Source organism: Brucella pecoris (genome assembly GCF_006376675.1).
Classification (GTDB): domain Bacteria; phylum Pseudomonadota; class Alphaproteobacteria; order Rhizobiales; family Rhizobiaceae; genus Brucella; species Brucella pecoris.
The window spans coordinates 146,924-160,633 of sequence record NZ_VEWK01000004.1 but is presented as its reverse complement, the minus strand read 5'-3'; the positions used below and the strand labels follow the sequence as shown (position 1 = coordinate 160,633).

Below are 13,710 nucleotides of genomic sequence, written 5' to 3'. Positions count from 1 at the left end.
AGTTTGATCTTCCGTTTCAGGCACATTCGTGTCAAAGAGACATCTTTCAGAAACGGATTCGAGTTGCGTCAGGATGAACCCAATGAGTTCGACCGAAGCTACAGTCTTTGATGTCATTGTGATCGGTGGCGGCCACGCAGGGTGCGAGGCTGCGTCTGCAGCCGCGCGCGCAGGCGCCAGGACAGCGCTTGTAACGCATCGCTTTGATACTATTGGCGTTATGTCCTGCAATCCTGCCATTGGTGGATTGGGGAAGGGCCATCTTGTGCGCGAGATCGATGCGCTTGATGGTTTGATGGGACGCGTCGCCGACGAAGCAGGTATCCAATTCCGTCTGCTGAACCGTCGGAAGGGGCCTGCCGTTCGCGGGCCTCGAACCCAGGCCGATCGCAAGCTTTACCGGCTTGCCATGCAGAAGATGATCGCGGCGCAGGGCAATCTGTCTGTTGTCGAAGGCGGCGCGCACGATCTTCGGGAAGAAGACGGGCGCATTACTGGGGTTGTTCTGTCCGATGGCCGAACCCTGACATGCGGCGCCGTCGTTCTGACGACGGGCACGTTCCTGAACGGGTTGATCCATATTGGGGAGAAGAAGATTCCGGCTGGCCGCATGGGTGAAAAGCCAGCGCTTGGTCTTTCTGAACGGCTGACCTCGTTCGGCTTTGCGCTTGGCCGTCTCAAGACCGGTACGCCGCCGCGACTGGATGGGCGCACCATTGATTGGCAGAGCCTCGACATGCAGTCTGCCGATGAAGATCCAGTCCCTTTTTCTCTCATGACAGATCGGATCACGACGCCTCAGATTGATTGCGGTATCACGCGCACAACGCCGGAAACCCACGCTATCATTCGGGCCAATCTGCACCGTTCCGCGATGTATTCGGGCTCGATTGAGGGCATTGGTCCGCGCTACTGCCCGTCAGTGGAAGACAAGATCGTTAAGTTCGGTGACCGCGATGGTCACCAGATATTTCTTGAGCCGGAAGGGTTGGATGACGACACCGTTTACCCGAATGGCATCTCGACGTCGCTTCCAGAAGATGTACAGCTCGATATATTAAAGACCATACCGGGGCTTGAAAAGGCCACCATGCTACAGCCCGGATATGCGATTGAATATGACTTCATCGATCCGCGCGAGCTGAAACGCAGTCTCGAAACGCGCAAAGTCAAAGGTCTGTTTCTAGCTGGGCAGATCAATGGCACGACCGGCTATGAAGAAGCAGGCGCGCAAGGCCTGCTCGCGGGTATCAATGCCGCACGTCGGGCATCGGGCGGTGATCCGGTCATCATTCAGCGCACCGAAGCCTATATTGGTGTTATGGTCGATGACCTGACGTCTCGTGGTGTCAGTGAACCCTATCGCATGTTTACATCGCGCGCAGAATTTCGTCTTTCGCTCCGTTCGGATAATGCCGATCAACGCCTGACGCCCTTGGCCGACAAGCTCGGTATACTGGGACATGCGCGCAAGGAACGCTTTGAAAAGCGTGAGGCAGCTTTGAGTGAAGCACGAACGCTGACACAGTCATTGACAATTACACCCAATCTGGCCAGCCGTTACGAGCTCCGTCTCAATCAGGATGGCGTTCGCCGCTCAGCATATGATCTTCTTTCGTATCCCGATATCGATCTCGATCGTCTGAAAGTGATCTGGCCTGAACTTGAAGCCATCAATGCGGCAACGCGGGAAGCTTTGGAAATCGAAGCGCAATATGCGGTCTATATGGAACGCCAGAAGAGTGATATTGCGGTGATGGAGCGTGAGGAGCAACTGCTCATCCCGGCTGGGTTGGATATCGACGGAATCTCCGGCCTTTCCAATGAGTTGAAGCACAAGCTCAAGCAGCGCAAGCCGGAAACGATTGCAGAAGCTCAGCGTGTTGATGGAATGACACCGGCAGCACTGGCGCTGCTTATCGCGCAGATCAAGAAGTTTGGATACCGCCACCGCGCGGCTGTGGCGCTCTCTGAAGGGCAGGGCGCCGCATGAACGCCCATACCCGTCATGAAAGTCTGAAAGCAATCGTTCCCTCTGTTTCACGTGAAACAGTTGAGCGTCTGATTGCCTTTGAAGAACTGTTCCGCAAATGGTCGAAGGCGATCAATCTGGCATCGCCTTCCACCTTGGACGAGTTATGGACCCGCCATATCCTGGACAGCGCACAGCTTTTCCCATTGGCTAGCCATACCAGCCGTTGGCTGGATATCGGCTCCGGTGGCGGGTTTCCAGGTATTGTGACGGCCTGCTTTCTCGCAGAACAGCCTGGCGGCACTATAGATCTGATTGAAAGTGCGGGAAAGAAGGCGGCCTTTTTGCGCACTGCAGCCGGACATTTGCATGTACCGGCGCGGGTTCATTCGGCGCGTATCGAAGCGATGTGGCAGAAAATTGAAACGCCGCAAATAGTTACCGCCCGCGCATTGGCGTCGCTGAGCGATCTTTTTAGCCTGACCGAGCCATGGCTTACCACGGGCGCCAAGGCTCTTTTCCAAAAAGGTCGGGATTATCAGCGCGAGATCGATGAAAGCCGTGTCGGTTGGAGTTTTGATCTGGTACAACATCAAAGTGCTATCGATCAGGCTTCGGTCATACTCGAAATCAGCAATCTTCGGCGTAAGGCCGTTTGATGACTGGAAATTTCGATGGGGCGGACAGCAGCAAGGCGACGGTGATGAACAAAATGTCGAGGATCATAACCATTGCAAACCAGAAAGGCGGGGTGGGTAAGACAACCACTGCCATTAATCTGGCCACGGCATTGGCAGCAATCGGCGAGACCGTGCTGATTGTCGATCTCGATCCGCAAGGCAATGCCAGTACCGGATTGGGTATCGATCGTCGCAACCGCCCACTGTCATCCTATGATGTCCTGACTCAGGAATCGTCGGTTCCCGACGCCGCGATGCCGACAGATGTTCCCAATCTCTATATCGTGCCCTCGACGCTGGATCTGCTTGGTATCGAGATGGAGATTGCGCAATCCGCCGACCGTACGCGACGTCTGCGCGATGCCCTGCGTTTCGATTCCAGTGTGTCGGAACGATTCTCTTATGTGCTGGTGGATTGCCCGCCATCACTCAATCTTTTGACCCTGAACGCGATGGCTGCGGCCGATTCCGTTCTGGTGCCGCTGCAATGCGAATTCTTTGCACTGGAAGGCTTGAGCCAGCTTCTGCAAACCGTCGATCAGGTACGGACTTCGATTAACGCCGATCTTTCGATCCAGGGTATCGTGCTGACCATGTTCGATAGCCGCAACAATCTCGCCGCACAAGTGGTGGATGATGTTCGTGCTTTCATGGGCGAAAAAGTCTATCGTACCGTCATTCCGCGCAATGTGCGGGTATCTGAAGCGCCATCACACGGCAAGCCCGCCATTCTCTATGATCTGAAATGCGCTGGCAGTCAGGCCTATTTGCAGCTTGCATCGGAAGTTATCCAGCGTGAACGGCAATTGCAGGCCGCGTAAACCAATCGATTCGACGACGAAACAATTCAGGAATAAGCCGAACGATGAATGACGATCCTTCAAAGAAGCGCCTGGGCCGCGGATTAGCCGCTCTGATCGGCGAAATCGACCGCCCTGTCGAAGAGCGCAAGGCGCCGGTTCCTATCGAACGGAATGTTCCGATTGAGTTCGTGACGCGCAATCCGCGCAATCCGCGTCGTATGTTCTCGGAAGGCGAGCTGGAAGATCTGGCGCAGTCGATTAAAGAGCATGGCGTCGTGCAGCCTATCGTTGTTCGACCGGCGCCAGGGCAGCCTGATCATTTTGAGCTGATTGCCGGCGAGCGCCGCTGGCGCGCCTCGCAGCGTGCCGGTGTCGATACGATCCCGGTTATTGTCCGTGACGTTGATGACCGGGTTGCGCTTGAGATTGCGATTATCGAAAACGTGCAGCGCGCCGACCTGAACGCGGTCGAAGAAGCTATGGGATATCAACAGCTTATCGATAATCACGACTACACGCAAAATGATCTGGCGCAGGTGATCGGCAAGAGCCGCAGCCATGTCGCCAATACGCTGCGGCTGTTGAAACTGCCGCAGCCTGTGCAGGATTTTATCGCCGACGGCGCGCTTTCGGCAGGTCACGCGCGAAGCCTGATCACGATGGAAAATCCAACCGCTTTGGCGGAGCGGATCGTCAAGGACGGCTTGTCGGTACGCCAGGTTGAGGCGCTTGCGCAGGCCGAAGCACGCGGTGGTACGGAAGCGAAGCCCGGTAAAACAGCGCCCGTCGAGAAAGACGCTGACACCAAAGCGCTCGAAAAGCTGCTTTCAGATGTCACTGGTATGAAAGTAGAAATCAATCATCGTGATCGCGGCGGCGAGGTCAAGATACGTTATAGCTCTCTGGAGCAACTCGATGAGATTTGCCGCCGTCTTCAAAGTTAAGCTTGAAAATAATAGATAGACCTAAAGGCTCGTTGCATATCATTGTGACGAGCCTTTTCTCTTGCAGCAAAGGATTACTTGAAGTGACTGCTATTATCGGCGGGAATTTCGAAGGGACTCGACGCTGATTGCCAGCAGGCATTGGCGAATGATGGGGATGCCAAGGGCCGCATTCTGGCGGCTTTCGAGGACGGCGCGCTGCAGGCGCTCCATGACGCGCGCAAGGCTTTCACCCGTCCACCGGCTTACGGCATTTTCGACCAGCTTCTTGCGGTTGAAGAAGATCGGCGGGCGGGCTCCGGCCACAACGACCGATGCGCTTTTGCGTTCGGTATCGGCGATATGGCGCAAGGTCTGTACCTGCTGGAACTGACGCATCGCCGTATTGAGCAAGAGAAACGGTGCCGTACCGGATTTCACGACACGGTCGAAGGAGACTTCGAAACGCGGAAGATCGCCAGCCAGAACCGCATCGATCACTTCGTCGGTTGAAAGACCGGCAACATCACCGACAGCCTCGCGCACATCGTCACTATCGATGCGCTCCTTGCCGCGTGCGTAAAGGCATAGCTTTTCGAGCTCGCCACGTGTGGCGAGACGATCCCCGCCCAGACTTGCTCGCAGAAGCTGGCGACCGTCGAGCGTGATCTGCATCTTCCATTCTGCCAGCACATCGTCGATGACACCGTCGATCCCGCGGCTATCGTCGGAATAGCAGGGCAGGGCCATGCCCGCCGCAGCATTCTCAACGGCACTGCGCAAGCCTGCACCCTTCTTGAGGTCACCAGCTTCCACCAGCACGAATGTTTCTTGCGGCGGCTCTGTTGCGAGGAGCTTGATCGCCTCCGCAAGCTTCTTCTGGCCAGCGGCATTCTTGATCCAGATCAGGCGCTGCCCGCCAAACATCGAGATAGTACGGGCCTCGTCGGCGAGTTTTGCCGGGTCGGCTTCGATCTCGTCCGCTTCCATGCGAATGACGGCGAAGGGATCATCCAGGGGTAGCTTGCTTGCTTCGGCAAAACGGCGCGCACGTTCGCTTACCAGCCCTTTATCGGGACCGTAAAGCAGCACGACCGGGAACGAGCTCGTCGGTCTTGCCAGAAAACTATCGACTTCGTTTGCTTTCTTCTGCGCCATAGAATTTCACTAGCGCAATTCGCCTGCAAACGAAACAGCCGCCAGTCGAACTGACCGGCGGCTGCAAAACAAAGCTGTTTGCAACGCTTGTCCAGGGGGCTAAGATGCTGACGCATCACGCCCTGAAAATGCTCAATCGTCGCATGGGCTTAACCAAACCTCGATGAGTCGAGCTCATTGAGGTTGGGTATTACTCGATCAGCAGCGCATCGTCATCGAGGGTCTGCCCGCGCACTTTGCGGAACATTTCGATGAGGTCTTCAACGCCGAGCGTCTTGCGCTTGTCGCCGGTAACGTCGAGCAGGATCTTGCCGCCATGCAGCATGATTGTGCGGTCGCCGTAATCGAGTGCCTGACGCATGGAATGCGTGACCATGAGAGCGGTCAGCTTATTCTCTGCAATCAGCGTCCGGGTCAGCTCCATGACGAACTCGGCCATGCCGGGATCAAGCGCTGCCGTGTGTTCGTCGAGCAGCAGTACTTCCGAACCGGCAAGCGTCGCCATAATAAGCGACAGGGCCTGACGCTGCCCACCTGAAAGCAACTCCATGCGGTCCTGCATGCGGTTCTCCAGCCCCAGATTGAGGCTCGCCACACGCTCGCGAAACCATGCCCGACGGCTTGAATTGAGCGCATGGGTAAGACCGCGCGTCTTGCCGCGTGAAGCAGCCAGCGCCAGGTTTTCCTCGATTGTGAGCGTACCGCAACTGCCGGCAAGCGGATCCTGGAATACGCGGGCGACAAGACCGGCGCGTTCGGCCGTCGATTTGCGTGTCACATCCTGCCCGCTGATGACAACCTTGCCGGCCGTCGGGATAACATCGCCTGCAAGAACACCCAGCATGGTCGATTTGCCAGCGCCGTTGGACCCGATCACGGTGACGAAGGAGCCTTGCTCCATCGTCAGGTTGATCTTGTTCAGCACCTGCTTTTCCAGCGGTGTTCCGCGACCGAAGACGACCTCGAGATTGGATACTTCGATCATGACGATGCTCCCCCGCGACGCAGGCGCGGCAATATCAAGGCGAAGGTGACGAGAAGCGCTGTAGCGATGTTGAGGTCGGAAGCCTGAAGCCCGACGATATCGCCATTGGAAAGCGCGAGCTGGATGGCAATACGATAGATGATCGAACCGGCTACACAGCCAATGAGAATGACGAGGATAAGACGCGAGCGCAGCAGGGTTTCACCGATGATGACCGCCGCAAGGCCGACCACGATGGTGCCGACGCCGGAGGTCACGTCTGCAAAACCATTTGTCTGGGCGAATAGCGAGCCGCCAAGCGCCACCAGAGCGTTTGAAAGCGCCATGCCGAGATAGATCTGCCTGTCGGTGCGAACGCCTTGCGCGCGCGCCATTCTTGGATTGGCACCGGTCGCACGCATGGCAAGACCCATGTCGCTTTCCAGAAAGCGCCAGACGATGAAGACCGCAATGGCGACCAGCACGAACAGGAACAGCGGACGCACGTAATATTCAGGGATGCCATGGCCGAAGAACGGCGACAGCATGGTGTCCTGATTGATGAGCGCGATGTTGGGGCGTCCCATGACGCGCAGATTGACGGAGAACAGCGCGATCATGGTGAGAATGGAGGCGAGCAAATTGAGAATCTTGAAACGCACGTTCAGCGTCGCGGTCACAAGCCCGGCGGCCGCACCGGCAATCATGGCGACTGCCGCCGCCAGCCAGGCATTCACGCCCGCAATAATCAGCACGCCGGTTACGGCGGCGCCCAGCGGAAACGAGCCATCCACGGTCAGATCGGGGAAATCGAGCACGCGGAAAGCCAGATAGACGCCGATGGCGACAAAAGAGAAGACGAGGCCCAATTCGACCGCACCCCAGAAGGCGATCTGACTCACAATGTCATTCCTTGTTTCTCGCCGCGACCAAAACGACAGACCGCCGCTTCAGAGCGGCATCAATCGTCGGCGTTGCGAAAACCGCTTTCCGCTCGGCCAGCTTCAGTCACGACCGGTTTTGATTTGAGTTCGTCTGGCAGCCATCGGCTGCGTCAGATCATTCCCCGGTTGTTTATGCGAAACCGCATTTTTGCGGCTTTATATCTCAGGCGGGATACAACCCACAAGTTCCCGTGTGCAAGCAATATCGCCGGGCGAGCCCCGAAATGCGGCACTTTGTGGGGCATTTGCAACATAGAGCATTTCCAGCAAAAGTGCGAAGCGGTTTTGCGTAGGATAATGCGACGGAACAAATACTTAGAGCGGTTCCAGTGACTCCGTTTTAACTGGAACCGCTCTAGCAAAAAGGCGAAGCCCTTTTGAGGCTCCGCCTTCTCCTATTCTGCTTTCAGGCTCGATCAGTCGATCTTGCTGGTCGCGCGGTCTATAACGGCCTGCGGGAATTCAACGCCCATCTTCTTGGCAGCGCTGAGATTGATGACGAGATCGGTACCCTTGGCGATGTCGACCGGAATATCGCCCGGCTTTTCACCCTTGAGGATCTTGACCACGACGGCGCCCGTCTGCTTGCCGACATCGTAATAGTTGAAGCCGAGTGCGGCCAGTGCGCCGCGCTTTACGGAATCCGTATCGGCGGTGAAGAGCGGCAGCTTGCTTTCCTCGGCGACACCGACGGCGCTTTCCAGAGCCGAAACGATGGTGTTGTCGGTCGGAACATACATGGCATCCGCACGGCCGACGAGGGCGCGCGCTGCGCCTTGAACTTCCGCCGACTTGGTGGCAGCCGATTCAACGATTTCGATGCCTTCGGCGGAAGCTGCTTCCTTCAGCGCTGCCAGCAACGAGACCGAGTTGGTTTCACCGGAATTGTAGAGATAACCGAGCTTCTTGATGTTCGGCATCACTTCCTTGATGAGCTTGATATGCTCCACCACCGGCGACATGTCGGAAAGACCGGTGACATTGCCGCCCGGCTTTGCCATGTCCTTGACGAGCTGCGCACCGACCGGATCGGAAACAGCGGTAAAGACAATCGGAATATCACGGGTTGCCGAAACGACGGCCTGCGCCGACGGCGTGGAGATCGGAACGATCACATCCGGGCCGTCGGCAACGAACTGGCGGGCGATCTGTGCTGCGGTTGCCGGGTTGCCCTGCGCGGACTGATAGACGAATTTGAGATTTTCGCCTTCCTTGTAGCCTGCTTCGGCCAGCGCGTCCTTCACGCCGTCGCGTGCGGCGTCGAGGGCCGGATGCTCAACGATGGCGGTTACGGCAACTGTTACGTCTTTTGCCTGTGCCGAGGTGGCAATGGCCGTTGCGGCCAGCAAGGCCAGAAGCGTAGAACGCATGAAAATCTCCCCTGTTTTGGTGCGTTGCTTATCGGCAAACACCTTTTCTCCAATAACCTCAGATTGAAGGTTTATCCGCCAGATTTGAGGCTTAATCGGGTCCGGATAGACTGTCAACGTATCCGAAGGAAGCGCCCATATGGAATGCGAGAAAGCCGCAGGCACCGAATGCTGAACACAGTGTCAGTGTTCGGCACCCTTTCAATTCGGCTGCGCACTGCCATATTTGGCAGGAACCAATCTTTTGCCCGCAAGCAGGGAACATCATCATGAAGAAAATCGGCTTTCTTTCCTTCGGCCACTGGTCGCCGTCGCCGCAATCGGGAACCCGCTCGGCGAGCGATGCGCTTCTGCAGTCCATCGATCTGGCTGTTGCTGCCGAGGAACTGGGCGCAGACGGCGCCTATTTTCGCGTGCACCATTTTGCACGCCAGCTCGCTTCGCCCTTTCCGCTGCTCGCAGCCATTGGCGCCAAAACGAGCAAGATCGAGATCGGCACCGCTGTCATCGACATGCGTTATGAAAATCCGTTCTATATGGTTGAAGATGCCAGCGCTGCGGATCTAATCTCCAAGGGGCGCCTGCAGCTTGGCATCAGCCGTGGCTCGCCCGAACAGGTGATCGATGGCTGGCGTTATTTCGGTTATGCGCCGGAAGAGGGCAAGACCGATGCCGATATGGGTCGACAGCATGGTGAGGTGTTCTTTGAAGCGCTCAAGGGACAGGGCTTTGCCCAGCCAAACCCGCGCCCGATGTTTCCGAACCCTCCCGGTCTGCTGCGCGTTGAACCGCATTCGGAAGGTCTTCGGGATCGTATCTGGTGGGGCGCTGCATCGGATGCCACAGCCATCTGGGCTGCAAAGCTTGGCATGAACCTGCAGAGCTCGACCTTGAAGAAGGACGAGTCAGGCGAGCCGTTGCATATTCAGCAGGCCAAGCAGATCCGGGCTTATCGTGAGGCCTGGAAGGAAGCCGGACATATGCGTGAACCGCGTGTTTCGGTAAGCCGCAGCATCTTCGCGCTGGTCGATGATCGCGACCGGGCTTATTTCGGTAATGGCGGCAAGGAGCAGGACTCCATCGGCTATATCGAAGAAGATCTGCGGGCCGTCTTTGGGCGGTCCTATGCGGCAGAGCCTGATCAACTCATCAAGGAGCTTGCCAAGGACGAGGCGGTTGCCGAAGCGGATACGTTGCTTCTAACCGTGCCGAACCAGCTTGGTGTCGAGTACAACGCGCATGTGATCGAGTCGATCCTCAAGCATGTTGCACCGGGCCTTGGCTGGCGGTGAATACTCTTAAAGACAGGCGGTGCAAGCATGTCTCCCGAAAGTGGAAACCGCCTTCGCGGGGAAATCAGTTCACTGGACTGATTTCTGATCCCGCTACGACGGGATAAAGACATGCGCAGAAACAGACCACCGCCTGTCTTTAGGATATGCCATGGATAGCCAGAAGCTGCTTCATGCGGCGGATGGCGAGGTCTGGCTGGTCGAGCACGTTGGCCTGATCGGCGAGACGGAATATGTCGGCGTAATGCAAAATGCCTCGCGCCGACTGCATTCCGGCTGGCATGGTGAAATGGCTCTGGTGGCCATTGAGCCAGGCGAGGAACACGACGCCTGCCTTGTAATATTGCGTTGGCGCTTCAAAGATTTTCCGCGATAGCGGTACGGTTGGCTCGATGATGGCTCGAAAGCGGGCATTATCGCCCGCCGCCAGTGCCGAAAGCGCACTGGACGCTTGTGGAGCGACCGCATCGAAAATGCCGAGCAGCGCATGGCTGTGGTTGTTGCCGTCGCCTTCGATCAGCGGCGCATAGTTGAAATCGTCCCCCGTGAAACAGAGAACGCCGTCCGGCAAGCGGTTACGCAGTGCGATTTCATAACGCTTTTCCAGCAATGAAATCTTGATGCCTTCTACCTTGTCGCGATTGGCTTCAATGATGTCGATCACCGTATCAAGTGCATTGTCGAAATTTTCCGAACCCCAATAGCCTTGAAGCTGCGGATCGAACATGTCGCCCAGCCAGTGCAGCACGACCTTTTCGCGGGCTTGCGCAAGAATCCGGCCATAGACCTTGGCATAATCGTCCGGCGATCTCGCAATGCGCGCCAGTGCGCGGCTTGCCATCAGGATGAAACGCCCGCCATGTTTCTCGATGAAACCGGCCTGCGTCTCATAAGCCTTGATCACGTCATTGAGGTTTTTTGCTTCTGCCGGATCGAGATGATCGGTGCCGGCGCCGCTGGCAAGATCGGCGCCTGCTACCGTCTTGCTTTCCGCCAGTGAACGGCGGATCAGCTCCTGCGCGCCCGCCCAGTCCAGCCCCATGCCGCGCTGCGACGTATCCATCGCTTCCGCGATCTTGAAGCCGAGGCCCCACAGATGATGACGGAAGGCCATGGTCGCGTCCCAGTCTATCGCCGGTTCGTTCCATGGAAGGGTATCTTTCAGCGGATCGGAAACTACATGCGCAGCCGCATAGGCAATGCGATTGAACTGCGGTGTGCTTGTGGGGCGCGGGGTTGGCGTCCCGATCAGCGTGTAGGAACTCAGGCTTCCGTTGCCATCCGGCAAGATCAGTTGGTGGTTGGCCGTGCCCATAAATCATTCCTCCGCTTGAATAGCCGATTGTTAGTTTAGAACGTTCCAAATGGCAATCCGGGTAAAGATTGTGGCGGAAGTGTGATTTGAGCGCGTTTTGGCGTGAAACGTGATTTTCCGACAAAAGTCGATACTAAAAACAGGCTCAAATTATGGCAAACTGAAGGCAGGTGGCCTTTTCAGCCTCTGCTCTTGACAGTATTGGAACGTTCCAATTAAATCAGCAATCGAAACCGGAGCAGATCATGAGCAAGAGCAGCGTCACTGTTATCGACATCGCACGCGAGGCTGGCGTGTCGAAATCGACTGTGTCGCTGGTGCTGCGGGACAGTCCGCTGGTTCATGCCGAAACCCGCGCCAAGGTGCAGGCGGCAATCGAGAAACTCGGTTATGTCTATAACCGTTCGGCGGCCAATCTCCGGCAGTCGAAATCGAAGATTATCGGGCTTGTGGTCAATGATCTGACCAACAGCTTTTTTGCCGAGCTTGCCGTTGGTGTTGATCGCGTCATGCAATCGGCAGGTTATGTGCAGTTTCTCGCCAACACAGCGGAAAGCATTGATCGCCAGCGTGAGGTGATTGCTTCGATGCGTGAGCATGGCATTGCCGGGCTGATCGTTTCGCCTGCGCGTGGCACCGAGGCTAGTGATCTGAAACCATTGGCAAAAAGTGGCCTGCCGGTTGTGCAGATGGTGCGCGATGTGCCGGGTTCCGGTGTTTCGTCGATTCTGTCCGATAATCGTGGTGGGGTCGCGAAGGGCGTCGAACATCTGGTCGGTCTCGGTCACAGGAACATCGCCTTCATGGGTGGATATGCGGATACGGCGGTGTTTGCCGAGCGTGTCGCGGGCTATCGCGTGGGTCTTGAGCAGGCCGGTATCGCCTTTGATGATGCGCTCGTCTTCACCTCTCCTCCTTCGCGCGCAGGCGGTGTGGAGGCCCTTGAACATATGCTGCGTGCAGGCATGAAACCGACGGCAGCGGTGTGCTTCAATGATGCTGTGGCTTTCGGGGTCTGCGATGGTTTGCGCGCTGCAAATCTGGAGCCGGGCCGCGATTTCGGGGTGGTCGGTTTTGACGATGTGATCGAAGCGAAGACCGCTGTTCCGGCACTGACAACTGTGGCTGTTGATCCGCAAGGTTTGGGAGAACGCGCGGCGCAGCTTTTGCTGAAACAGATCAATTCGGAACGAGTGGAGGCGGAGGCGCAGCGCTTGTCGGTGCGTCTTGCGGTGCGTGCAAGTTGCGGTGCGCCGTTCAGAAAACAGGAGGAGAAACTCGAATGGCAAAGTGGGGCCTTATAGGCGCAAGCACCATTGCAAAAGAGTGGGTAATCGGAGCCATTCGCGCCACCGGTGGCGAAGTTGTTTCCGTTTACAGCACCAATGCCGCGCGTGGCGAAACCTATGCCCGTGAGAACGGGATTGCCCGTTCTGTGACAAGCCTTGATGCGCTGTTGTCTGATCCGGAAATCGACGCTGTCTATATCTCCACCACCAATGAACTGCACCGCGATCAGGCGATTGCCGCCGTCAAAGCAGGCAAGCATATTCTGTGCGAAAAGCCGCTGGCACTGACGATTGGCGACGCGCATCAGATGCTAAAAGCCGTGCGTGAAGCGGGCGTTGTGGCGGGCACAAATCATCACTTGCGCAATGCTGCAAGCCATCACGCCATGCGTGATGCTATCGCTGCTGGTAAGATCGGCAAGGCGCTTGGAGCACGGGTTTTCCACGCAGTTTATCTGCCGCCGCATTTGCAGGGCTGGCGCATTGAACGACCCGATGCGGGCGGCGGCGTCATCCTCGATATCACCGTGCATGATGCCGACACATTGCGCTTTGTGCTGGGTGAAAACCCGGTCGAAGCGGTGGCTTTCAGCCAGCAAGGAGGCCTGAGCGGCGCAGGGCTGGAAGACGGTGTGATGGGTGTGCTGCGCTTCTCCTCCGGCGCGATTGCCCAGTTCCACGATGCTTTCACGACCAAATATGCGGAAACCGGCTTTGAAGTGCATGGCAGCGAAGGCTCGCTCATTGCACGCAATGTCATGACGCAAAAACCGGTCGGCACCGTCATCCTGCGCGATCAAAATGGCGAGCACGAATTGCCGCTTAACCAGAAAAATCTCTACGAAACCGCCTTGCAGGCTTTCCATAATGCCATCGCAGGTAAAGGTCAGCCTTCCGCAACTCTGGAGGATGGCATCTGGTCGCTTGCGACCGGGCTTGCCGTGCTTGAGGCTGCAAAGACCGGTAAGGCAACTGCTGTTCATTCAGGATTTTGAGAGTT

At 56.9% G+C, this 13,710-nt stretch carries 12 protein-coding genes; 7 read left to right on the top strand and 5 right to left on the bottom strand.

Annotated elements, in window-relative coordinates:
- Window positions 1–82: 82 nt before the first annotated feature.
- The 4 genes from mnmG to FIB18_RS09700 are packed head-to-tail and all read left to right on the top strand — an operon-like array spanning window position 83 to window position 4,399.
- Window positions 83–1,993 carry a tRNA uridine-5-carboxymethylaminomethyl(34) synthesis enzyme MnmG gene (gene mnmG, locus FIB18_RS09715; RefSeq protein ID WP_140020518.1) on the top strand — a complete coding sequence of 637 codons (1,911 nt, stop codon included), beginning with the start codon at window positions 83–85 and terminating at the stop codon, window positions 1,991–1,993.
- Entirely contained in the window at window positions 1,990–2,631 is a 642-nt protein-coding gene (gene rsmG / locus FIB18_RS09710; RefSeq protein WP_140020517.1) for a 16S rRNA (guanine(527)-N(7))-methyltransferase RsmG, read from the top strand. The genes mnmG and rsmG overlap by 4 nt, the downstream gene beginning before the upstream one ends.
- Before the next feature lie 44 nt (window positions 2,632–2,675).
- Window positions 2,676–3,473, top strand: coding sequence for a ParA family protein (locus FIB18_RS09705; RefSeq protein WP_140020516.1), 798 nt, complete (start codon window positions 2,676–2,678; stop codon window positions 3,471–3,473).
- Window positions 3,474–3,517: 44 nt separating this feature from the next.
- Window positions 3,518–4,399 (top strand): ParB/RepB/Spo0J family partition protein, encoded by an 882-nt coding sequence (locus FIB18_RS09700; protein WP_140020515.1) that lies wholly within the window; start codon window positions 3,518–3,520, stop codon window positions 4,397–4,399.
- 93 nt (window positions 4,400–4,492) lie between these two features.
- Here FIB18_RS09700 and holA read toward each other — a convergent pair whose 3' ends face one another.
- From holA to FIB18_RS09680, 4 genes are all read right to left on the bottom strand, one after another.
- The gene (gene holA, locus FIB18_RS09695; protein WP_140020514.1) at window positions 4,493–5,536 is read right to left on the bottom strand and encodes a DNA polymerase III subunit delta; all 1,044 of its coding nucleotides are present in this window, start codon (window positions 5,534–5,536) and stop codon (window positions 4,493–4,495) included.
- 190 nt (window positions 5,537–5,726) lie between these two features.
- Entirely contained in the window at window positions 5,727–6,521 is a 795-nt protein-coding gene (locus FIB18_RS09690) for an ABC transporter ATP-binding protein (protein WP_140020513.1), read from the bottom strand.
- Window positions 6,518–7,402 carry an ABC transporter permease gene (locus FIB18_RS09685; RefSeq protein ID WP_140020512.1) on the bottom strand — a complete coding sequence of 295 codons (885 nt, stop codon included), beginning with the start codon at window positions 7,400–7,402 and terminating at the stop codon, window positions 6,518–6,520. Before FIB18_RS09685 ends, FIB18_RS09690 begins: the two co-directional genes overlap by 4 nt.
- Before the next feature lie 458 nt (window positions 7,403–7,860).
- Entirely contained in the window at window positions 7,861–8,814 is a 954-nt protein-coding gene (locus FIB18_RS09680) for an ABC transporter substrate-binding protein (protein WP_140020511.1), read from the bottom strand.
- 269 nt (window positions 8,815–9,083) lie between these two features.
- On the opposite strand from FIB18_RS09680, the gene FIB18_RS09670 reads away from it, so the two are divergent.
- Window positions 9,084–10,106, top strand: coding sequence for an LLM class flavin-dependent oxidoreductase (locus FIB18_RS09670; protein WP_140020510.1), 1,023 nt, complete (start codon window positions 9,084–9,086; stop codon window positions 10,104–10,106).
- A gap of 139 nt (window positions 10,107–10,245) precedes the next feature.
- Here FIB18_RS09670 and FIB18_RS09665 read toward each other — a convergent pair whose 3' ends face one another.
- Entirely contained in the window at window positions 10,246–11,421 is a 1,176-nt protein-coding gene (locus FIB18_RS09665) for a dihydrodipicolinate synthase family protein (protein WP_140020509.1), read from the bottom strand.
- A gap of 245 nt (window positions 11,422–11,666) precedes the next feature.
- On the opposite strand from FIB18_RS09665, the gene FIB18_RS09660 reads away from it, so the two are divergent.
- Window positions 11,667–12,725 carry a LacI family DNA-binding transcriptional regulator gene (locus tag FIB18_RS09660; protein WP_140020508.1) on the top strand — a complete coding sequence of 353 codons (1,059 nt, stop codon included), beginning with the start codon at window positions 11,667–11,669 and terminating at the stop codon, window positions 12,723–12,725.
- Window positions 12,704–13,705: a Gfo/Idh/MocA family protein gene (locus tag FIB18_RS09655; RefSeq protein WP_140020507.1), complete on the top strand. Its 1,002-nt coding sequence runs from the start codon at window positions 12,704–12,706 to the stop codon at window positions 13,703–13,705. Before FIB18_RS09660 ends, FIB18_RS09655 begins: the two co-directional genes overlap by 22 nt.
- Window positions 13,706–13,710: the final 5 nt, after the last annotated feature.

What these genes read in the sequence shown, in the direction of transcription:
- mnmG (WP_140020518.1), top strand. Translation starts at nt 83, where the DNA reads ATGAGTTCGACCGAAGCTACAGTCTTTGATGTCATTGTGATCGGTGGC.
- rsmG (WP_140020517.1), top strand. Translation starts at nt 1,990, where the DNA reads ATGAACGCCCATACCCGTCATGAAAGTCTGAAAGCAATCGTTCCCTCT.
- FIB18_RS09705 (WP_140020516.1), top strand. Translation starts at nt 2,676, where the DNA reads ATGAACAAAATGTCGAGGATCATAACCATTGCAAACCAGAAAGGCGGG.
- FIB18_RS09700 (WP_140020515.1), top strand. Translation starts at nt 3,518, where the DNA reads ATGAATGACGATCCTTCAAAGAAGCGCCTGGGCCGCGGATTAGCCGCT.
- holA (WP_140020514.1), bottom strand. Translation starts at nt 5,536, where the DNA reads ATGGCGCAGAAGAAAGCAAACGAAGTCGATAGTTTTCTGGCAAGACCG.
- FIB18_RS09690 (WP_140020513.1), bottom strand. Translation starts at nt 6,521, where the DNA reads ATGATCGAAGTATCCAATCTCGAGGTCGTCTTCGGTCGCGGAACACCG.
- FIB18_RS09680 (WP_140020511.1), bottom strand. Translation starts at nt 8,814, where the DNA reads ATGCGTTCTACGCTTCTGGCCTTGCTGGCCGCAACGGCCATTGCCACC.
- FIB18_RS09670 (WP_140020510.1), top strand. Translation starts at nt 9,084, where the DNA reads ATGAAGAAAATCGGCTTTCTTTCCTTCGGCCACTGGTCGCCGTCGCCG.
- FIB18_RS09665 (WP_140020509.1), bottom strand. Translation starts at nt 11,421, where the DNA reads ATGGGCACGGCCAACCACCAACTGATCTTGCCGGATGGCAACGGAAGC.
- FIB18_RS09660 (WP_140020508.1), top strand. Translation starts at nt 11,667, where the DNA reads ATGAGCAAGAGCAGCGTCACTGTTATCGACATCGCACGCGAGGCTGGC.
- FIB18_RS09655 (WP_140020507.1), top strand. Translation starts at nt 12,704, where the DNA reads ATGGCAAAGTGGGGCCTTATAGGCGCAAGCACCATTGCAAAAGAGTGG.